This window comes from Lacisediminihabitans sp. (assembly GCF_043726815.1).
Classification (GTDB): domain Bacteria; phylum Actinomycetota; class Actinomycetes; order Actinomycetales; family Microbacteriaceae; genus Lacisediminihabitans.
On record NZ_JAYSJZ010000113.1, the window covers coordinates 27,475 to 47,674 of the forward strand.

Genomic DNA, 20,200 nt, shown 5'->3' on the forward strand with positions numbered 1-20,200 from the left:
TCCACCTTTTTCACCCTAGTTGGCATTGCCGTGATTTACGAGGATGCCCCAGCTGCGGCTACCCGAACTCCGCCAGGATCGCCTGTGCGGTCCACGGTGTTCCGCCGCTCTCCATTGTCCAGCTCGCGGAGAGGGCACACCAGGCGGTGATCCAGGATCGCAGCGTCTGCTGATCGATCCCGGAGTGTTCACTCACGATCGCGAGCCGCCGGGGAAAGTTCGCGATGGCCGTCGCGGTGTCCGGATTGCAGAAGATGTTGGCGTAGTCGAAGGCGCGGTCACCGATGAGCCCCTTCGGATCGATGGCGAGCCACTGCCCGGCGAAGTCGAGCACGTTGGCGTGGTGAATGTCGCCGTGCAGCACGACCTCCTCGCCGGTCGCCTCGAGCAGATCCCGCGCGATGGCGGCCGCCCGCTCGATGGCGGGGCCCCGGGGGATCGCGGGCGCCCGAGTCGCGGGGTCGATCAGGCCGCGAAACCATTGCGCGAGGGGAATCACGTCGTGCGGCGGTGCCTTCGTCCGGGACACGGCGTGCAGGGCGGACACCGACTGGCAGAGGATGATGGTGGCCTCGTCGTCGAGGCCGTCCAGGCTCATCCGCGCGAGGTCGCGATCGCCGGTGGCCAGGTCCATGAGCACCGCGCGGTCGTCGACCTCATGCACCGCGACCGCCGCCCGATCCCACCAGCCCAGAACGAGTCCGGCCCGCGCCTCCTCCTCCACCCTGGCAACCTTGAGCATCACGCGCCTGTCGCGCCAGAGGCCAGGAACCAGCCAGCTCGACGGGGTCGACATCGCCTCACCGTCGGGGTGCACGTCCCACCGCTTCAGGTAGGCGGGCACGCTCCCGGCACTCCAGTTCATACCCGTCACGCTATCGGCCGCACGACGATGAGGTGCAGAATGAGCCGGTGACCACGGTGAATCCGATCGAGTGGGCATCCGACCCGCGCGTCGACGCCTACATCGAGCGGCTGCCGGAGTGGCAGCGGCTCATCTGCCAGGAGGTGCGGACGCTCGTGCACGACGCGGATCCGGAGGTCGAGGAGACCATCAAGCGCACGACCCAGCCGTACTTCGTGCTTCACGGGAACGTGTGCGCGCTGCTGGCGGCCAGGGACCACGTGAACGTGTTCCTCTACGACGGCGGCATGGTGCCGGATCCCCACGGGATCATCACCGCCGGGCACGACAACAAGACGGCCCGCACCGTGTCCTATCGACGGGGCGACCCGATCAACGCGCCCGCCCTGACCGAGATGTTCCGGCGCATCATCGCGAACAACCGAGCGGGCGGCTGGCGGAAGCTGCAACGGGGCTGACTCGCTCGGGGCCGTCAGAGTTCGGAACCGTACACCGAGCGCACCGCGATCGATCCGCCGTGATCGTCTTCCTCGAACTGCAGGCCGATCTTCTCGGCCACCCGTCGGGACGGGACGTTGTCGGGGTGGATGATCGCCACCAGGTGCGGTGCCTTCAGAACGTCGCGGGCGAAGTCGCGGCACGCGGCCGCCGCCTCGGTGGCGTAGCCGAGGCCCTGCGATTCCGGCCGCACGTGGTAGCCCACCTCGAGTTCCGGGCGCCCGTTCACGGCCTGCCAGGTCAGACCGCAGTCGCCCACGAACTGACCAGACCTGGTCTCGATGATCCACAGGCCGAAGCCGTGTTTCTCGTAGTTGGACGTGTTCCAGTCGATCCAGGCCTGGGCCTCCCCGACGCTCTTGGGTCGCGGGTAATACGCCATCACCCCAGGGTCACCGAGCAGGCCGGCCATCTCGTCGAGGTCGTCATCGGTCATTTTTCGGAAGGTGAGCCGGTCTGACTGGGGGAATTCCACGCTCCGAGCCTACGAGATGCGCTCGCTAGCCTGTCGTGTTGGCGAACGCGCCACGGTAGCGCGCTGCCGGGTGACGCTCGTTGAGCGTGTCGGTGCCAAAGAGCTTCTTGCGCAGCGTGCCCTCCGAATACTCGGTCTGGGCCAGCCCCCGCGCCCTCAACACGGGAAGCACCCTGTCGGCGAATTCGGCGAATGAGCCCGGGAGCACCCAATTGATGACGTTGATGCCGTCCACCCCCGCGTCTTGCCAGTCCTGGATCCGGTCCGCGATCTGCTCCGGCGTTCCGACGATGCGCGTGCTGCGCGATCGAGTGATCGCGAGGTCCCTCACTATGGGCTCCCGGTCGGTGATGTGCTTGGCCACCGACTCGAGGAATCCCTTCGCGCTGTTGCTGTCGACATCCCTGATCGGGGTCTCCGGGTCGTAGACGCGACCGGTCTTGTCCACGATGGCCGAGTGGGCGAGGTACCCGTCCACGCTCACGTATTTCTCGTACTCTTCCGCCTTCGCCAGCGCCTCCTCTTCCGTGTCACCGATGACGAAGCTCAGCCCCTGGAAGAACTTGATGTCGTCGGGGTTGCGGCCGAACTCGACGGCCAGCTGACGGGTCTGCGTGATCTGTTCGCGGGCGATCGCCGGCGTCGGCGCGATGATGAAGACGGCCTCGGCGTTGCGCGCGGCGAACCTGCGCCCTGACTCGGACGAGCCAGCCTGATAGAGCACGGGCGTGCGCTGGGGCGAGGGCGCCGGAAGGTGCGGGCCCTCGACGGAATAGCGCTCACCGACGTGGAAGATCTTGTGGATCTTCGAGGGATCGGAGAAGGAACCGCCCTCCCTGTCCTTCAGCAGGGCGCCGTCGTCCCAGGACCCCTCCCAGAGCTTGAACGTGACGTCGACATATTCCTCGGCCCAGCGATACCGTTCGGCGTGGTCGGTGAGGCGCGGCAGGCCGAAGTTGCGCGCTCCGTTGTCCTGCACGCCGGTCACGATGTTCCAGGCGACCCGCCCATTCGAGATGTGGTCGAGGGTCGACACCTGGCGGGCGAAGTTGAACGGATGATTCTGCGCGACGTTCGACGTGAGCGCGAGGCCGATGTTCGTGGTGCTCACCGCCAGCGCACCGAGCAGCACGATGGGATCGTTGCTGGGAATCTGAAGTCCCTCGCGCACATACACGTCGAAGTCGGCGTCCGAGTCTCCGTAGAGTCCGCTGACGTCGGCGAAGAACATGCCGTCGAACTTGGCTTCTTCCAGCAGTCGGGCGAGCGCGATCCAGGTGGTCACGTCGTTGAACTCCACCTGGCCGGCGTCGGGGCGTCGCCATTGCCCATGGTGGATGTGGCTTGCCGTGTTCATGACGAACGCGTTGAAGTGCAGGGGCCGTGTGGTCATCTGTGTGTCTCTTTTCCGGGTGAGGTGGTCAGTCGTCCAGCGTGGGCACGGAGCTGACGAGCTGCCGCGTGTATGGATGCCGGGGGTGGTTGAAGATCTGGTCGGGGGTTCCCCGCTCGACGACCGCGCCATCCTTCATCACGAGCACGTGGTCGCTCATGTGGCTGATGACCCCGAGGTCGTGGGAGATGAACAGGTAGCTCAGTTCAAGCTGCCGTTGGAGCTCGACGAGAAGGTCGAGGATCTGCGCCTGGATCGAGACATCGAGCGCCGAGACGGCCTCGTCGAGCACGATGACCGAGGGCGACGGCGCGAGCGCCCGCGCGATGGCGATGCGCTGGCGCTGACCGCCGGACAACTGCAGGGGGAAGCGGCGGAGCACATCCTCGGGGAGTCCGACCAGGCCAGCCAGCTCGCGCACCCGCACTCGGCGCGCCGGCCGATCTCCGTCGAGCTCGGCAGGCAGGCTGTCGAGCAGGATGCGCTCGGCATTCCAGCGCGGATCGAAGGAACTCAGCGGGTCTTGGTAGACGACCGAGATCCGCCCCCGCAGGGCACGGCGTCGCGGCTCGGCGATCGTCGTCCAGTTCCGGCCGAGCAACGTCACCGAACCGCCATCCGGCCGCGTCAGGGCAAGGGCGAGCCTCGCGGTCGTGCTCTTGCCCGACCCCGATTCCCCCACGATGCCGAGGGTCTTCCCCTTGTCGAGGGTGAAGGACACATCGTCGACGGCGACGTCGACGCGGCCATCGGGCGTCGGGAACCGCTTGACGAGGTTCTTCGCCTCGAGCACCGGGCCGTCGTAGTCGGCGAATTCCTCGGCGACCCTGGGCGGATGAGGGGTCGCGACGATCTCGACCGGCGCGCCGAGAGGCCTCCCGCGAGTGTGCTCGCTCGGAACGGCGTCGATCAGGCTCCGCGTGTACTCGTGCCGCGGATCGTGCAGAACCTGATGCGCCGCGCCGGCCTCCAGCACGTGCCCGCCCCTCATCACGAGGATGTGGTCGGCAAGCTGGGCCACCACAGACAGGTCGTGGCTGATCAGGATGACCGAGACCCCGCGCGACTTCATGTCGGCGATGAGCGAGAGCACCTGCGCCTGCACGGTGGCATCGAGGGCGGTCGTGGGCTCGTCGGCGATGATGATCTCCGGGTCGAGGGCGAGAGCCGAGGCGATCAGCGCGCGCTGCCTCAGGCCGCCGGACAGCTCGTCGGGTCGCTGTCTGGCACGATTCTGCGGGTTCGGCACGCCGACGGAGTCGAGCAGGTCGATGACCTTCCTCTTCCGCTCCGCACGGTTTCCCCAGTGGTGAAGCCGGAGCGCTTCATCGATCTCCCGGCCGACGGGACGCAGCGGGTCGAGTGAAACCAGCGCATCCTGCAGGATGAAGCCGATGCGGCGCCCACGGATCGAGCGCCACTGCCGCGCGGTCGCGCCGATCAGGCTCTCGCCATCGAGGCTGATCTCGTCGGCCGTCACGGTGGAGCGACCGCCGGTGAGGCCGACGATCGTCCTCGCGGTGACACTCTTGCCCGATCCGGACTCTCCGACGATGGCTATGCACTCCCCCGGCTCCAGCTCGAAGGACAGGTCGTTGACCACGCGGTGCTCCCTGCCGCCGCGGCGGAAACTCACGGTGAGGTTCGACACGCGCAGTCGCCCCTCGCGCGGGTGAGGACTCGCGACACGCTCCGCGCGCGTCGACTCCACGATTCCGGTCATTTTTCGCCCCTCTCGAGTGCCTTCTGGATGTACGTGCCGAGCGTCGTGGCCGCGAGCGCGAGCGAGACGATCACGAGCCCCGGGATCACGGTGAGCCACCACGCCTGCGAGATGTAGGCACGACCGCTGTCGAGAAGGGCTCCCCACTCGGGCGAGGGTGGCGCGACACCGAGACCCAGAAATGACAGGCTCGAGGCCCAGACGATGGACTGGCCCACCGACAGGGCGATGATCGCGACCAGGGGGCGGAGGGCATTGGGGATGATGTGCTGCCGCAGAATGCGGCCTCGGCTGTGCCCGAGCGAGATGGCCGCCTCGACGTAGCCGGAGTTCTTCGCCGACAGGATCTGGCCACGGATGATGCGGGCGTACCCGGGCGCGGTCCCGACGCCCACCGCGACGATCTGGGTGAGGATCGAGGGGCCGAGGATGGCAACGAGGAGGAGCGCGAGCAGCAGCGTGGGGAAGGAGAACAGCACCTCGATGACGCGGTTGACGACCCCGGCGGCGAATCGGTTCGACAGCGCGGCCATCGACCCGAGCAGCACCGCGAGCGACAGGCTCACCCCGGTCGCGCCCAGGCCGATCAGCAGCGACTGGCCGGTGCCGTAGACGACGCGGCTGTACAGGTCCCGACCCGATTCGTCGGTGCCGAACCAGTAGGTGAGGGACGGCGGGTGCAGCGACTCCTCGAGGTGAAGGGCGAACGGACCGTGCGTGGCGATCAGCCCGGGAAACGCCACGGCGATCGCAAAGAGCAGAACCGTCACGACGGAGGCGATGAGCCCGAGCGGTATCGCCCTGACGCGTCGGGGCGAGAGCATTCCGGTGCGGTCGAGGAGGGATGTCATGAGGTCTTCAATCTCGGGTCGATGAGCACGTAGGCGATGTCGACGAGCAGGTTCGCGATGACGTAGAGCGTCGCGATGAGCACGACGATTCCGGTCACCACCGGGAGGTCCTGCGAGTTGACCGCGGTCACGAGAACCTGGCCGATGCCGGACCGGGAGAACACCGTCTCGACGACGACCGCGCCGGACAGCGTCGCGCCGAGCCCCCATCCCGACAGCGTGACGGCCGGGAGCACCGAGTGCCTCAGCACGTGGCGAAGGCGCACCTCGAAGTCCCCCATCCCCCGCATCCGGGCGGAGATCACGAACGGCTGCTCGAGGGAGTTTTCGAACTCCGCCCGCGTCGCCTGGCCCATGAATCCCGCGAGCGGGATCGCCAGGGTAAGCGCGGGCAGCAGCAGCCCGGCGATGCTGTTGCCGCTGATCACGGGGAACCACCCCAGTCCGAGCGCGAAGACGAGCAGGAGGATGATGCCGAGCCAGTACTGCGGGAGCCCCGCGGCCGTGGTGTCGACCACCGACCCGATCGCACTGACCCGGGCGGACCGACCGGCGGTCAGCGTCACCCAGAGGATCATGATCACCCACGACAGCGCGATGGCCGTCAGGGAGAGCATGATCGTCGGCCCCATCTGCTCGGCGATGATCTGTGCCACCGGCCGATACTGCTGGTAGGAGACGCCGAGATTGCCGGTGACGAGCCCCCGGATGTAGTCGAAGTACTGCGCGATCAGCGGGTGATTCAGCCCATACTCCGCGTTGATCTGCGCGAGCTCGGCGGCGGTGCGGCGGATCGCCTGGCCCGCGCGGATGTTGAGGATGACCGTGGCGCGGTCGCCGGGGAGCGACGCCTGCGCCACGAAGGCCGCGGTCGCCGCGCCGAGCAACACGACGAGAGCGTTGACGAGCTTGCCTCCCGCGAGGCGTGCGAGGCGAAGGGCCGCGGGGCGGACACTACTTGACGAAGTACGCGTCATCGAACACCGGCCCTCCCTGCGCGTTTTCCTGCCACACGCCCTTCAGCCTCGGCGACACCGCCAGTGTGCTCAGGCGGTCGTACACGCCGATCGCCAGGGCGTGGTCTGCGATGTACTTCTGCGCCTGCGCGTAGAGCGCGTTCTGCTTCGAGACGTCCGACTCCGAGTTCGCGGCCAGGATGATCTTCTCCAGCTCGGGCTGGTTCACGAACGCCGCGTTGTTGTAGTTCGGTGCGGTCGCCGTGCTCTGCCTCCAGTTGACGTAGAGGATTCCGGAGGTCACGGCCGTCCAGTACCCCACCGACAGGTCCTTCTCCGTCGGCTTGGAGTACGCGCCCGCGAACAGCTCGCTCTGGGGAACCGGCACCAGCGTGACCTTGAAGCCCACGCCCTTCGCCTGCTCCTGGATGCCCTGCAGGATGGCGGCGCCATCCGCGTTGATGATCGAGCCGGCGCCGTAGGGCAGCACGACCTCGAGCGTCGTGCCGTCCTTGGTGCGGTAGCCGTCCTTGTCGCGCCCCGTCCATCCCGCGGCGTCGAGCAACGACTTCGCCTTCGCCGGGTCGGAGGAGTACTCGTCTGCCGCGGCGGTGTTGTAGCCGGGGGTGGTCCTGCTGACGCCGCCGTTGCCCTCGAACGGGATCACTCCGCGTCCGATGGTCTTCACGATCGCCTCGCGGTCGAGGCTGTACGCGAACGCCTTGCGCACGTTCTCGTCGTCGAACGGCGCGCGGCTCAGATTGAAGGTGAGCTGCTGCGGGCGACCGGGCGTGACGTACCGCTCGAGCTGGAATCCCCCGCTCTTCAGCGTCGACCACTCGATGGACGGAACGTCGTAGATCGCGTCGACCTGGCCGGACTTGAGGGCCGCGGCGCGGGTGGTCGCGTCGGGCACGAACTTCCAGTCGATCGCGTTCACATACGGTGCGCCGGTGTGCCGCGCGTTCGCCGGAGCCGACGTGTAGTTCGTGTTGCGGGTGAGCAGGATGTTCTGGCCGCGGTTCCACTTCGTGACGATGAACGCTCCGGATCCGATCGGGGCCTCGCAGTTCTGCGCGGCGGTGCGCGTGGTGAGCGCATGCTGCGACTGGATGCCGAAATAGCCCTGCGTGAGAGTATCCGCGAGACGCGGATAGGGGGCGGTCAGGGTGATCTGGAGCGTCTGCGCGTCCACGGCCCGCGCCGACGAGTAGTACCCGGCGAGCCAGACCTGGGCGGTGCTGTTGCCGCCCTTGAGCCAGTAGTCGAAGTTGTAGGCGACGGCCGCGGCATCCACCGGGGTGCCGTCGGTGAACTTCACGCCCTTTTTCAGGGTGAAGCGCCAGGTGAGTCCGTCGGCGGACGTCGACCAGGAGTCGGCGAGCCAGGGGACGACCTTGTGGTTGCTGTCGAGCGAGACCAGGTTGTCGAGAACCTGGTACGACAGGTAGGCCTGCTCGATCCATCCGCCGAAGACGCACGACGGTTCCTGCTGGTGGGCGTACTGAATGGTTCCGCCATTGACCTTCGTCGCTCCGGCGGTGCCGGCGGGGGCCGCGGATCCGGCGCCGCATCCCGTCAGCGCAATGGCGGCGCCAAGCGCGAGCGCGAGCGCGGGGAGAAGTGCGGAGATCTTCGTGGGCATGGTGTTGTGACTCCTCGAGTGATGCCGTGGGCTGAAGGCACCACCGAAACAGGAATCGCAACCCGGTGCGTCCAATGCGACGCCGCAGGGACACAATTCGTAGGCGGGAGTAATGAAGTGGCGAAATCCGAACTTCCGTGGCAATGGTTGAGCACTACCCCAAAGGAGCACCGGTGACCGCACCCAAGAAACTGATCCTCAATCTCTTCGAGATGAATTGCGCCAGTCACATCACCCACGGTCTGTGGCGCCTCCCCGGCAACAATCGGCATCGCTTCAACGAGATCGGGTACTGGACCGAGCTCGCCCAACTGGCGGAGGCTGGCGGATTCGACGCGATCTTCCTCGCGGACGTGATCGGCGCCTACGACGTGTTCGGCGACAGCGCGGCGGCGGCCCTCGAGGAGGGGCTGCAGATTCCGAACAACGATCCGATGCTGGTGGTGCCCGCCATGGCAGCCGTCACGAAGAATCTGGGGTTCGGCGTGACCTTCTCCACAAGCTACGAGCCGCCGTTCGCGTTCGCCCGCCGAATGAGCACCCTCGATCACCTCACCGACGGACGGGTCGGCTGGAACGTCGTCACCTCCTACCTGCCGAACGCGGCCCGCAACTTCGGACTGGACGACCAGATTCCCCACGACACTCGATACGACATCGCCGAGGAATACCTCGAGGTGCTCTACAAACTCTGGGAGGGTTCCTGGGAAGACGACGCGGTCGTCATCGACCGCGAGAACAACGTGTACGCCGACCCGGCCAAGGTGCACCGCATCGACCACGTCGGAGCACACTTCACGGTCGCCGGACCGCACCTGTCCCAGCCGTCTCGACAGAGGACTCCCGTGATGTTCCTCGCCACGGCGTCGTCCGCCGGCATCGCCCGCGCCGCAAGGCATGCCGAGGTGGTGTTCACCAGCGGCAGCCAGGTGCGCCGCGTCGCCGCCGAGACCCGGGCGGCCGCCGCCGAGAACGGCCGCCGCCACTCGGATGTCGCGTTCCTCGTCCAGGCCGGTGTCATCACCGCGCGCACCCAGGCCGAGGTTGATGAGAAGCTCGCGCTGTACAAGCAACACGCGAGCGCGCGCGGACGGCTCGTTCACGCGAGCGTTCCCTTCGACGCGCTCGCCCATCCGCTCGACAGGACGATCGGCGAGGCGCTCGCGATCGACGGAAAGAGCGAGCACCCGGCGGCGGCCGCGCTGCCACGGGACAAGACCATCGCCGAGTTCCTGGCCCTGATCGACGACACCTGGTCGGGTCCGTTCTTCAGCGCGGGGACGCCCGAGAACGTTGCCGATGACATCGAGCGCTGGCTTGACGAGGAGGGCATCGACGGGATCAACCTGCGGCAGTACCACAGCTTCGACACGCTGAAGGACTTCGTCGAGCTGATCGTGCCGGTGCTCCGTCGACGCGGGCGACTCCGGCAGGACTACGTCCACGGGCAGAGTCTCCGCGACAGGCTGTTCGGCGAGGGGGATCGACTACCGGATCGCCATGTCGCACGGAGCTACCGGCCCGTCGCCGTGACGGAGTAGGCGGGATGTTGAGCGTCTCAGGGGAGCTTCGGGCGTGCGTCAGCCGCCCTGGTGTGATGCGTCTCTCTCGAGGATGACCTCGAGTCCGTCCTCGTCGTCCCATTGCTCGCCGACCTCTCGAAACCCGTACTGATCGATCAGCGCCCGGGAGGCGGTGTTGTCCGGGCTGACGGTCGCGCGCACGACGCTGACGCGACTGTCGGCCCTCGCTGTGGCGAGGAGGATCTCCAGGGCGGAGCGGGCATAGCCGCGTCGACGATGGGCCGGATCGATTCTGTAGTCACGACGGGTATCGGCACCACGAGGAGTTGCAGCCGGGTCGTCGCGGGCGGCGCTGACTCCCAGGGCCGGCCGGTAACCGTCATCCGCCCATCCTCGCAGGAGAACTCCTGGTCGACGTTCGGACCACCACCGACCACTCGGCGGCGTCGGTGTCGGCCCGGTCCCCGAGCGCCAGTCCGGCGGCCGAGGCACCCTGGGCTCGCAGGTCTTGGGCCACGGAGCTCAGATTATTCGCTGCGGCCGCCGTCGAATCGTCCCACCCGCTGACGGAGAGCGCATCGGGGATCGCGAGCCGAGCGGATGCCGCTGCCTTCAGCACGCCGATGGCCTGTTCATCGCTCATCGCGGCGATCGCGTCCACCGGGTGATCGAGCGTGAGCATCCGTTCGGCGAGTGACCGGGCTTCGCCCTCGTCGTTGGTTGCGGTGGCACCCACGAGCACGTCCTTCCAGTCGAGCCCCAGTGTCTCGATGGCGTCCCGGTACCCGAGCAGGCGCTGTCGCGTCACCGGGAATCGCACGGTGTCGGGGTCGATGCCGGGGGCGAGCACCGTCTTCCGCTCGGCGTCCAGGGGAAAGCTGAGGACGGCGGGACGACGGGCGCCGGCGAAGGTCTCCAGGCCCATGGCACGGGCGGCTGCGCGATTGTCGATGCTCACGACCGCGGAGCCCGCTCGAGCGGGCCCACCGTGGATGACCGCGGGTCGACCGGTGGCGGAGACCGCATCGAGTACGGGGCTGTCGTCGGTCGTCGTCCAGACGATGAACGCATCGACGGCGGCCTCGGCCACTCTGCGGCTGTCATCGTCGGCTCCGGTAGTGGGCACGATCAGCATTCCATGGCCGCGATCTGCGCATACCTCCGCGATGCCCGCCAGGAAGGCCACCGCCTGCGGATTGTCGAACGCGTAGGTGAGGTGCTCGCCGAGGATCACCCCCAGCGTGCGGGTGTTCCCATAGCGCAGGGATCGTGCGGCGGGGTCGGGTCCCGCGTATCCCAACTCGGCGGCCGCCCGAAGCACCCTCTCGCGGCTCTCGGCCGACACCCGATCCGCTCGGTTGTAGGTGTAGGAGACAGTCATCACCGACACTCCGGCTCGCGCGGCGACCTGGCTCATGGTGGCACGGCGGCGCGGGGGCGATTGCATACCCCCAGCGTACCTGTGTAGCGTTACACAGATGCCATCCGAAACGCTGCCCGTCCGAAAGCTGGTGTCGGCCGCCTACCTTGCCGCCGCCACCTTCGGCTCCTTCTGGGGGGCATGGGGTGCGAGCGTCCCCCGCCTGCGGTTCCAGGCGGGGGTCGACGATGGGCAACTGGGCGTCGCCCTCCTCTTCGTCGGCCTCGGCGCCCTGCCCGCCATGCTGGCCACCGGCCGCGCGCTGGACCGGTGGGGTCTTCGGTTCGCTGCTGCAGCGATTGTCGCGCTCGGTGTGGCCGGATTCGGGGTCGCGATGACGGCGCACGGGTTCGTCGTGCTCTGTGTCGGGCTGGGCATCGTCGGGCTGGCCAGCGGGGCGACCGATGTCGCCATGAATTCGATCGCCGGCCGTGCCGAGCAGGCCTCGGGGCATCCGATCATCATCCGATCGGGGGGAGTGTTCTCCAGCTTCGTGGTCGTATCAAGCATTGCAACGGGGCTCTCCTCCTGGATCGGTGCACCCCTCGTCACCCCCTTCCTCGCCGTGGCCGTCTTGTCCGTTGCCGCAAGCGCAAGCGTTCTGCACTCCCTCTCGGCGCGGCTCCCCGTGCACCGGACGAAGCACGGGCCGCCGTCGGCCCACCTCGGCGTACGCCTCCGTTACACCTCGCTCCTGCTTGTCGGCGTGCTGGGTGCGCTGGCGTTCGCGAGCGAGAACGCCCACCAGAGCTGGGGTGCGGTCTTCCTGGAGGACGAACTCGGCGCCGGCCCCGGCATCAGTTCCCTCGGGCCGGCCGTCTTCGCCGCCGTGGTCGCCATCACCCGGTTCTCACTGGGGCGCATTGGGCAGGGCTCCGAGACCCCGATCCTGCTCCTCGGATCGGTGGCCGCCGCAGGGGGCGCGCTCGTCATCGCGCTGTCCCCCACCATCCCGATCGCGATCCTCGGTCTCGTCCTGGCCGCGGCCGGCACGGCGGCTCTGTACCCCACGATGCTCAGCCTCGTCTCCCGAAGAGTGGACGAGGCCCATCGCGGCAGGGCGACAGCTCTCGTGACCACGATCTCCTACGTCGGATTCCTCCTCGGACCGGTCTACGTCGGACTCTGGGCGCACGGGACGGGCCTGCGTGGAGCCCTCGTCGCCGTCGCCGCGCTCGGAGTGGTGTTGTCGGTTCTGTCGATACCGCTCCTGCGCCTGGCCGGGTACGGCGGCTCTCGGGGAGCGGTTATCGAGAGCTAGGCCACTGCATCCGGACTCGTCGCGAATGCCGAGCGGGTCGCCCCTCCTCGTCAGCCGTCATCGTCGTTCCTTCGCGAAACGGGGGAGGTCCGCCCTCGTGGGGTAGTTCGGCAACGGGGCCGGGCGGCCGTCGAGAAAGGCGGTGATCACCGCGTATGCACGTTCGTTGTTGTCGTCGAGACCGTTCCAGAGGTGATGCCCCACGCCCGGCAGGTATTGGACTCGGCGCAGGGCCGGGTCATCGTGGATGATCGTCGTCTCCCAGGCGCGCACCTGGGATGAACACTCCGCCATCATGAGCATGGCGGGTGTCGTCGATCGGCCCAGGTGCGCCGCCAGTGACGGGGACCGGCGAATCGAGTCCTGCACGCGAGTGGAGGCGGCCACGTTGAAGGTGAAGTTATCCGCATCGTCTTCCACGGGTAGGCGGTCAGCGTCCCTGGCGCAGTACGCGCTGGCGGTATCGCTGCCGAGGTCCGCCGCGGTGAACGCGTTCAGCGCCTCGGGCTGCGCCACCAGTTGGCTGTCCGGGCGGAGAAGGCCGAGACGCAGGAGTCCGAATGCCGCGGCGTAGCGAGGATAGGCAGTCGAGCGGGGGCCCGACAGGCCAGGGGCGATCCCGGCGGCGTTCGGCTCTCCCTTCCGGCCGGTCAGGGCCGCGGTGGGGCCGTCCATCGGGCCGGGCTCGGCGATGATGGCCCGGTGCAGATTGGGTTCGGTCGCGGGATCCGCAAGGGCGCGAGTGAGAAGCGATCCGCCAGCGGAGAATCCGAGGACGTCCACCGGGCCGCGGTCGAGGTGTCGGATGACCGCGTTCAGGTCGGCCAGTTCGCGATCAATCGAATAGGAGTCGATGGCGAGAAGGTCGCTTCGACCCGCGCCGGCCTGTTCGTAGGCGTAGACGTCGTACCCGCGGTGGGCCAGACCGGCGAGGAAGCGATGGTCGAGCATCGAAATGCTGCGGATCGGCCCGCCATGCAGGTAGAGCAGCGGAACAGGGCGACGGGCGGACTCGGCGGGCGGCGGGTAGTGGTAGACGGCGACGCGACTGCCGGTCGAGAGCTCCCACCGCTCGGTGGCAACGCCCTGGAGCGCCCGCGGCGGCTCGTGACCTGCGGGCACCGTCGGGAGGCACACGAGCGCGGTGAGCAGCGCGACGAGGCCGAGCGGCGCCCAGCGCCAGCGGGAGCGCCGACGCCCGGTGCCGCGGTACCGGGCGAGAAGACCGCCGCCGAGCCCAATCGCGAGGGTCACCGCCCAGGCCACCCAGCCGCGGCCCGCTCCCTGGCTGGCGATGAGCGCGACGAGGAAGACCGTGACGAGAAGGAGGACGGCGACGACGGATCGGAGAATTGCCCCCGCGATCGCCGACGCTGGGAGTGAACCAGTGCGCATGTTCCCCATCGTACAGGTTTCAGAACACCGTTCTGAAAAGATGTCGGATATCGTGGCCCCTGTGCCACGCCCCGTGACGAACGATGCCACCGTGCGTCAACGCCTGGTCGACGCGACGGTGCGACTGCTGTCCACTCATCGTCCGGCCCAGCTCAGCGTGCGCCAGATCGCCGGCGAGGCCGCGGCCTCGACCACCGCGATCTACGCCCTGTTCGGCGACAAGGACGGTCTGCTGGGCGCCGCCCGGGATGTCGCGATCGAGAGCCTCTACGGGAGCCTGTCGAACACTCCCCCGACCTCGAACCCACCCGACGACCTGCGGCTGTTGGCCACGACGTACCTCGACTGGGCGGCTGCCCACCCCCACCTGTACGGCGTGCTGTTCCAGGGCATTCAAACCTTCGATCCCGGCGGAGCCCTCGGCGAGCGCGATCCGGCCGCCCCGCTCATGGCTGCCGTCGAACGCGGCATCGACCGAGGAGACCTGGAAGGGCCTCCCGGCGCGATCGCGGCCAGCCTATGGGTGGCGCTCCACGGTATCGCCACCCTCGTGCGTGACGGAGCCATGACGAATGCCGTGGCGAGGATCTGTGCCGAGACGACCATCGACGCGCTCCTGAGCGGATGGTCCCCCCGGGCCTCTTGACCTTGACGCGGTGAGAAGGTGTTAGCTGAACCCAGGAGGTGTTCCCATGAGCACAGCACATCGAACCGAAGCCCACACGCGGTTGCGCGAGGCCTTGGTTGCCGCGCCCCCGTCGGCGCGGCTGCAGGCCGCGCTCTCTGCCGGAACCTACCCGGACCCCGACTACGTCGAGGCGCTCGTCGAGCGTTGCGCGATCGAGCCGGACTTCTACGTGCGCGACATGCTCACCTGGTCGCTGACCCGGCATCCCGCGTCCATCACGGTCCCCCGGCTGATCGAGGAGACGAGGTCGGCGAACGGCCAGGCACGCAGTCAGGCCCTTCACACGCTGTCGAAGATCGGCGACCCGCGCGGGTGGACCGCCATCACCCCCGAGCTGCTGCACGATTCCGACGAGGAGGTGGCCCGCAGCGCCTGGCGTGCCGCCGTCGCACTCGTGCCGGAGGGCGGCGAGGCGGAGCTCGCCCGCGTGCTTTCGATGCGATTGGGGCGCGGTGATCGTGATGTTCAGCTGAGCCTCAGCCGCTCGCTGGTGGACCTCGGGGAGGCGGCACTGCCGGTTTTGGCCGACGCCGCCCGTCGCGGGGATGAGCACGTACAGGCGCACGCGATCGCGACGGAGCGTCTCATCGACGACCCCGACGAAGGCTTCGACACCGCGATCTTCGAGGCGAAGCGCTACGTCGCGCTGAAGAATGCACCGACCATCCCCGATGGTCTTGCTGATCGGTGAGGTGTCGCAACGTGCGGGCATCAGCGCCCGCATGTTGCGACACTACGATTCCGCGGGGATAGTGACGCCGACGGGGCGGACGACGGGCGGGTACCGGGAGTACTCGCCCGCCGACATCCGACGCCTCTTCTTCGTGGAGAGTCTGCGGTCGCTCGGTATGTCGCTGCGCGACGTGCGACGCGCGTTGGACGATCCGCATTTCAGCCCGTCGGCTCTCGTGGGAGAACTCATCGCCAACACGCAGGAACGGATCACTCGTGACGAGGAACTGCTTCGGCGGCTGCGACAGGTGGATGCCAGCGAGCCCGCCGAGTGGACGGACGTGCTGCGCATCGTCTCCCTGACCCGCGGACTGGACTCGGAGGATCCATCGAGGCGTCAGCAGAGCGCCCTCTCCGCGATCGACGAGGCGACCTCGCCCGTGCGGCTTCTCGCCGAGGCCCTGCTTGTGGAGGAGGACCCGAACGTGGCCGGCGCGCTCCGCTGGGCGCTGCGGCGATCCCACGAGGGCGCGCTGGCCGTGCTGGCACCCGCGCTCGACTCGCCGGAGGCAGCGAAACGACAGCGAGCCGTCGCCGCCGTCGCGGAGCTCGAGACCGATGAGGCCGCCGCCCTTCTCACCGAAGCGCTGGCCCACACCGATCCTGTGGTCCGCGGGCACGCCGCTCTCACCCTGGGTGCCCGCGGCGATGCCAGCGCGGTCCCCGTGCTCATCGGCATGGTGTCCGCCGGCGACCACGACGTCGAAGCCGCCGAAAGGCTCGGCACGATCGCGAGCGAGAATGCTCTCGCCGACCAGATCGCGAACCTGCTTGTGGAGCAGCTCGACCGTCGCGAGACCGCCCCGGATGCCCGGCTCCGACTCGTGCAGGCACTCGCCGAACTGCCCGGCCCGATTTCACACCGCGCGCTCGAAAGGCTCACCGAAGACGCCGACCCGCGCATCGCCATGACGGCGCTATTCCTCCTGAGAACCGTCGACGATGGTTAGCCTCCACGGTGGTCGCCCGAGCGAGACCCCGCCCGGGCGACCACCGTGGCCCACGACTCCGTGACTCCGTGACTCAGGCCGAACGCTGGTAGCTGCGGAACGCCAGCGTCGCCAGCCAGGTCGTCACCACCGCAAGCACCGCCAACAGGCCGAGGCTGGCCCAGACGGCGGCCCAATCCGGAGCGGCCCGCAGCGCCTGACGCCCAGCGATCACCGACCACTCGAACGGATTGAACCGCGCGACATTCCGCACCCATTCCGGTGAGAGAGAGGTGTCCATGATCGCCGAACTGAGGAACATCAGCGGAAACGAGATCAGTTGCGAGATGCCGATCAACGCGGTCTGCTGCCTGGCGAGCAGCGCGATCGCGTTCGAAAAGGCCGCAAAGACAAACGTGAGCAGCACCGCGGCGAGAAGCAGGATCAGGATGCCGCCCGGCCCACCCGCGAAACGCGCGCCACCGAGCCAGGCCACCCCGAGCACGACGAGGGTCTGCAGAACGGTGAGCACCGCCTGGTAGAGCATCGACGAGACGATGAGTCCGCCCCGGCTCGTCGGCGAGGCGAGGAATCGATCCATCACCCCTCGATCCATGTCCTGGATGTAGCTCGTTCCGGCCCAGGCCGCCCCGAACAGCGCCATCATCATGACGATGCCGGGCGTGAGGAACTCGAGGTAGTTCGATCCCCCGCTGAATCCGGGGATGGCGACCACCGACTTGAAGAGCTGCCCGAACAGCAGCAGCCAGATTATCGGCTGGATCAGGTTCATCACCAGGAAGCCGGGCACTCGCAGGAACGCCCTCAACTGGCGGGCCGTGAGAACGGCGGTGTGGGTGAGTGCGTTGCTCATGCTGCGATCCTCGAATTCGTGGTGAAGGCGTGTCCCGTGTGCTTCAGGTAGACGTCGTCGAGGCTCGGCCTCGCGACCGTGGCAGACGCGACCCTCAGCACCGCGTCGTCAAACGCGGTCAGCACCTGTGGCAGGGCTATCGCGCCGACGTCGGCCCGGGCGTGCAGGGTGCGTCCGTCCACGACCACCTCACTCAGGCCGTCGACTCGAGCCATCACGCGCAGCGCCTCGGCCAGATCGGTCGTCGGCGCGAGCTCCACGATCACGGCGTCGCCGTGCAGGGCGTTCTTCAGCTCCTCCGGCGTGCCCTCGGTGACCACCCGCCCGTGGTCGACGATCGCGAGCCGACTGGCGAGTCGGTCTGCCTCGTCGAGGTAATGCGTGGTGAGGAGCACGGTCATCTGCTCCACCCGCGCCATGGTCTCAAGCTCGGCCCACATCTGGGTGCGAGCCTCCGGATCGAGCCCGGTGGTCGGCTCGTCGAGGAAGAGCACCTGGGGCCGGTGCATGAGCCCGATCGCCACGTCCAGCTTGCGCGCCATTCCCCCCGAGTATGTCTTCACCTGCCGACCGGCCGCGTCGCCGAGAGCGAAGCGACCGAGCAGCTCCTGCGCCCGGGCCTTCGCATCCCTGCCGCTCATCCCCTGCAGCCGGCCCGCCAGCACGAGGTTCTCGATGCCGGTGTCCATCGGGTCGGACACCTGCTTCTGCGCGACGAAGCCGATGGCCCGTCGCACCCGCTCCGGATGCCGCGCAACGTCGAACCCGGCGACGGTGGCGACTCCGGAGTCCGCTCGCGACAGCGTCGCGAGGATCTTCACGGTCGTCGACTTGCCGGCGCCATTGGGGCCGAGCAGCCCGAAGATGGTTCCGCTCTCCACCGCGAAGCTCAGTCCATCGAGAGCGTGCACGCGCGGCTTGCCTCGAGCGCCCGGATAAGTCTTGGTCAGTTCGCTGGCTTCCAACGCCGGCGAGGTGTTCGTGTGTGCCATGGTGGCTCCTTCGTAAAGGGAGTCTCCCGATCACGGGCATGCCCGCGGACCCAATCTGCGCAGCGGTAAACTGGCAGTGGGCCTTGAGGCAGCTGTTGACGCAGATCCCGCGTGCGGGAGACTCAGGGTTTCGGTGGCTCGGATGTTCCAGCATCCGGGCCACCATCTTGTGGTGTTGTCAGGTCTACGCGGTGCTCGACACCTCCCCGTCCACGATCTCGCCGAGGCGCCTGAGCACGTCGGCCTTGCTGTGCCCCTCGGCGAGCAGCCGATGCATCTGGGCCCAGGTCTGTTGGCCACCGAGCGTTCCGGCGTCGATACTGTCGGCGTATCCCGCGATCACCTCGCGCTCGGTCCTGAGCATCGCCAGCTTGAAGGTGAACTCGATCATGAAGAGCTCGGGCAGGCGCTGGAGCAGGGCGGCCTGGGTCGACCTTTCGCGCTCGGCGATGTCCCGGTCGAGGCTGGCCAGCCGCGCGCGGAGGAGGTGCGACACCTCGGCCGGCGGCAGCAGCGGCAGGAGCGAGAGTCCGGTTTCGATGGCGGGGTACTCCTTGGCCGGCGCCTCGAGCAGTTCGCGCAGCCATTCGGTGGTTTCGCGGTCGCCCGCCTCGGTGATCGCGTAGACGATGCGTTCCGGCCGCTTTCCCTCGCGCTCGACCCTGTCGACGACGATGAATCCGTTCTTCTCGAGGGCCTTGATCACCGCATAGAGCGAACCAAAATTCAGGCGGATGCTGTCTTCCTTGTTTCGCTCCCGCAGCGTGGTGGTGATCTCGTACGGGTACATCGGGCGTTCCCACAGGCACGCCAGCACAGCAAGCGCCAAGGGATTCGACACAGCACGCACGACCATCACCTCCAATTACTCTGTTCAGAGTACTTTGCTCAGGGTATACTACTGACTAGACGATGTCGACGGGGACGCTTCGGCCGGTCCGTGCTCAGCCGTGGTGGCCGCCCTCGGCCGGAGCCACGTTCTGACCCGGCTCAACGACAACGAACTGGCCCATCATCCCCACGTCTTCGTGCCAGAGCATGTGGCAGTGATACATGTACGGCACGGTGGGGTCGCTGTGCTCGCCGAAACGCATGATGAGGCGGATCTTCGTCTGAGGCGGCAGGTAGACGGTGTCCTTCCATCCCGCCAGTTCCGGCGCCGGTGCCCGCCCATGTCGAGGATCTGGAACTGGAACTGGACATAGTGGATGTGGAAGTTGTGCGGCGTGCCGTGGCCGTTCCTGACCTCCCACACCTCCGACGTCTCCACGGTCACGACGGTATCAATGCGCTTCATGTCCATCTGTTTTCCATTGATCTGGAACGAGCTCAGTTCGAACTGCCGCGTGGCCGCGGTCGACGCCACGGCGAGTCGCTCGATGGAAGCCAGGCGGGCGGAAATCGCGGGCCACGGGCCGAGTTTGGCCGCGGCTCGAAACTGGAGAATGTCGAGTTCGTCGTGGGCGCCGGATTCGAGCCCGTGCCGACTCGACAGCCCGAGGTGCTGCGGGAATGACCGCAGTGTGATGGCCTCCCCGGGAGTGGCGTCCAGGATGATCTCCTCGCGTTCGCCGGGCGTTAGTTGGATGCGGGTCATGCGCACCGGAGCGGAAAGCAGGCCGCCGTCACTGGCGATCATCGTGAACTCGCGCCCGTCCGAGAATCCGAACGCGTAGCTGCGGGCGGTCGAGGCGTTCAGCAGCCTCAGCCGGGTGCGTTCGGTCGTGTGGTCGAACACCGGCGCGACCGTGCCGTTCACGAGTATGGTGTGGTGCACCCCCCCGGACTTGAACCGGGAACCCACTGATTAAGAGTCAGTTGCTCTGCCAATTGAGCTAGAGGTGCGTGCGGCCCGCACGCTAAGGGGCGAGCCGAAGGTCAACATTAGCATTGCCTGGGCCGGCCCCGCCAACCGAGGCCCCGGCGTGCCGCCGGAACCGGGTCGGGCTCGTGATCTGCGCGCGGATCCGTAGAATTGTG

The 20,200-nt window shown here is 67.7% G+C and carries 19 protein-coding genes, 1 tRNA gene and 1 pseudogene; 6 read left to right on the forward strand and 15 right to left on the reverse strand.

What is annotated here, in order from left to right:
• Positions 1 to 58: 58 nt before the first annotated feature.
• On the reverse strand, positions 59 to 865 hold the full coding sequence (locus tag ACHZD8_RS16720; RefSeq protein ID WP_394771561.1) for an aminoglycoside phosphotransferase family protein: 807 nt from the start codon (positions 863 to 865) through the stop codon (positions 59 to 61).
• Positions 866 to 912: 47 nt separating this feature from the next.
• On the opposite strand from ACHZD8_RS16720, the gene ACHZD8_RS16725 reads away from it, so the two are divergent.
• The gene (locus tag ACHZD8_RS16725; protein ID WP_394771562.1) at positions 913 to 1,323 is read left to right on the forward strand and encodes a DUF1801 domain-containing protein; all 411 of its coding nucleotides are present in this window, start codon (positions 913 to 915) and stop codon (positions 1,321 to 1,323) included.
• 14 nt (positions 1,324 to 1,337) lie between these two features.
• On the opposite strand, the gene ACHZD8_RS16730 is transcribed toward ACHZD8_RS16725, so the two are convergent.
• Genes ACHZD8_RS16730 through ACHZD8_RS16755 form a run of 6 tightly spaced genes read right to left on the reverse strand, consistent with a single transcriptional unit; the run spans position 1,338 to position 8,406 of the window.
• A complete protein-coding gene (locus ACHZD8_RS16730) occupies positions 1,338 to 1,838 on the reverse strand; it encodes a GNAT family N-acetyltransferase (protein ID WP_394771563.1) in 501 nt (166 codons plus the stop codon).
• A 25-nt stretch (positions 1,839 to 1,863) separates the two neighbouring features.
• Positions 1,864 to 3,231, reverse strand: coding sequence for an NtaA/DmoA family FMN-dependent monooxygenase (locus ACHZD8_RS16735; RefSeq protein WP_394771564.1), 1,368 nt, complete (start codon positions 3,229 to 3,231; stop codon positions 1,864 to 1,866).
• A gap of 28 nt (positions 3,232 to 3,259) precedes the next feature.
• Positions 3,260 to 4,954: a dipeptide ABC transporter ATP-binding protein gene (locus ACHZD8_RS16740; RefSeq protein WP_394771565.1), complete on the reverse strand. Its 1,695-nt coding sequence runs from the start codon at positions 4,952 to 4,954 to the stop codon at positions 3,260 to 3,262.
• Complete coding sequence (locus tag ACHZD8_RS16745; RefSeq protein WP_394771566.1) at positions 4,951 to 5,805, reverse strand: ABC transporter permease; 855 nt, start codon at positions 5,803 to 5,805, stop codon at positions 4,951 to 4,953. The genes ACHZD8_RS16740 and ACHZD8_RS16745 overlap by 4 nt, the downstream gene beginning before the upstream one ends.
• On the reverse strand, positions 5,802 to 6,782 hold the full coding sequence (locus ACHZD8_RS16750; protein WP_394771567.1) for an ABC transporter permease: 981 nt from the start codon (positions 6,780 to 6,782) through the stop codon (positions 5,802 to 5,804). Before ACHZD8_RS16750 ends, ACHZD8_RS16745 begins: the two co-directional genes overlap by 4 nt.
• Positions 6,760 to 8,406, reverse strand: coding sequence for an ABC transporter substrate-binding protein (locus tag ACHZD8_RS16755; protein WP_394771568.1), 1,647 nt, complete (start codon positions 8,404 to 8,406; stop codon positions 6,760 to 6,762). Before ACHZD8_RS16755 ends, ACHZD8_RS16750 begins: the two co-directional genes overlap by 23 nt.
• Before the next feature lie 173 nt (positions 8,407 to 8,579).
• Here ACHZD8_RS16755 and ACHZD8_RS16760 point away from each other — a divergent pair, with 173 nt between their 5' ends.
• On the forward strand, positions 8,580 to 9,947 hold the full coding sequence (locus ACHZD8_RS16760; RefSeq protein WP_394771569.1) for an NtaA/DmoA family FMN-dependent monooxygenase: 1,368 nt from the start codon (positions 8,580 to 8,582) through the stop codon (positions 9,945 to 9,947).
• A 39-nt stretch (positions 9,948 to 9,986) separates the two neighbouring features.
• Here ACHZD8_RS16760 and ACHZD8_RS16765 read toward each other — a convergent pair whose 3' ends face one another.
• Both ACHZD8_RS16765 and ACHZD8_RS16770 read right to left on the reverse strand, forming a co-directional pair.
• Positions 9,987 to 10,421 (reverse strand): GNAT family N-acetyltransferase, encoded by a 435-nt coding sequence (locus tag ACHZD8_RS16765; protein ID WP_394771571.1) that lies wholly within the window; start codon positions 10,419 to 10,421, stop codon positions 9,987 to 9,989.
• Entirely contained in the window at positions 10,309 to 11,376 is a 1,068-nt protein-coding gene (locus tag ACHZD8_RS16770) for a LacI family DNA-binding transcriptional regulator (RefSeq protein WP_394771572.1), read from the reverse strand. The genes ACHZD8_RS16765 and ACHZD8_RS16770 overlap by 113 nt, the downstream gene beginning before the upstream one ends.
• Before the next feature lie 31 nt (positions 11,377 to 11,407).
• On the opposite strand from ACHZD8_RS16770, the gene ACHZD8_RS16775 reads away from it, so the two are divergent.
• The gene (locus tag ACHZD8_RS16775; RefSeq protein WP_394771573.1) at positions 11,408 to 12,610 is read left to right on the forward strand and encodes an MFS transporter; all 1,203 of its coding nucleotides are present in this window, start codon (positions 11,408 to 11,410) and stop codon (positions 12,608 to 12,610) included.
• A 57-nt stretch (positions 12,611 to 12,667) separates the two neighbouring features.
• Here ACHZD8_RS16775 and ACHZD8_RS16780 read toward each other — a convergent pair whose 3' ends face one another.
• The gene (locus ACHZD8_RS16780) at positions 12,668 to 14,005 is read right to left on the reverse strand and encodes an alpha/beta hydrolase (RefSeq protein ID WP_394771574.1); all 1,338 of its coding nucleotides are present in this window, start codon (positions 14,003 to 14,005) and stop codon (positions 12,668 to 12,670) included.
• A 61-nt stretch (positions 14,006 to 14,066) separates the two neighbouring features.
• Here ACHZD8_RS16780 and ACHZD8_RS16785 point away from each other — a divergent pair, with 61 nt between their 5' ends.
• Genes ACHZD8_RS16785 through ACHZD8_RS16795 form a run of 3 tightly spaced genes read left to right on the forward strand, consistent with a single transcriptional unit; the run spans position 14,067 to position 16,375 of the window.
• Positions 14,067 to 14,651, forward strand: coding sequence for a TetR/AcrR family transcriptional regulator (locus ACHZD8_RS16785; protein WP_394771575.1), 585 nt, complete (start codon positions 14,067 to 14,069; stop codon positions 14,649 to 14,651).
• Positions 14,652 to 14,697: 46 nt separating this feature from the next.
• Positions 14,698 to 15,384: a HEAT repeat domain-containing protein gene (locus ACHZD8_RS16790; protein ID WP_394771576.1), complete on the forward strand. Its 687-nt coding sequence runs from the start codon at positions 14,698 to 14,700 to the stop codon at positions 15,382 to 15,384.
• Positions 15,365 to 16,375, forward strand: coding sequence for a MerR family transcriptional regulator (locus ACHZD8_RS16795; RefSeq protein WP_394771577.1), 1,011 nt, complete (start codon positions 15,365 to 15,367; stop codon positions 16,373 to 16,375). The genes ACHZD8_RS16790 and ACHZD8_RS16795 overlap by 20 nt, the downstream gene beginning before the upstream one ends.
• A gap of 73 nt (positions 16,376 to 16,448) precedes the next feature.
• Here ACHZD8_RS16795 and ACHZD8_RS16800 read toward each other — a convergent pair whose 3' ends face one another.
• The 5 genes and pseudogenes from ACHZD8_RS16800 to ACHZD8_RS16820 all read right to left on the reverse strand — a co-directional run bounded on the left by ACHZD8_RS16800 (position 16,449) and on the right by ACHZD8_RS16820 (position 20,065).
• Complete coding sequence (locus ACHZD8_RS16800; protein WP_394771579.1) at positions 16,449 to 17,228, reverse strand: ABC transporter permease; 780 nt, start codon at positions 17,226 to 17,228, stop codon at positions 16,449 to 16,451.
• Complete coding sequence (locus tag ACHZD8_RS16805; protein ID WP_394771580.1) at positions 17,225 to 18,220, reverse strand: ATP-binding cassette domain-containing protein; 996 nt, start codon at positions 18,218 to 18,220, stop codon at positions 17,225 to 17,227. Before ACHZD8_RS16805 ends, ACHZD8_RS16800 begins: the two co-directional genes overlap by 4 nt.
• Before the next feature lie 184 nt (positions 18,221 to 18,404).
• The gene (locus tag ACHZD8_RS16810) at positions 18,405 to 19,076 is read right to left on the reverse strand and encodes a PadR family transcriptional regulator (protein WP_394771591.1); all 672 of its coding nucleotides are present in this window, start codon (positions 19,074 to 19,076) and stop codon (positions 18,405 to 18,407) included.
• 88 nt (positions 19,077 to 19,164) lie between these two features.
• Positions 19,165 to 20,024 (reverse strand): annotated as a pseudogene (locus tag ACHZD8_RS16815) (multicopper oxidase family protein).
• Positions 19,990 to 20,065: transfer RNA gene (locus ACHZD8_RS16820), tRNA-Lys, on the reverse strand. Before ACHZD8_RS16820 ends, ACHZD8_RS16815 begins: the two are co-directional and overlap by 35 nt.
• Between the last annotated feature and the right edge of the window lie 135 nt (positions 20,066 to 20,200).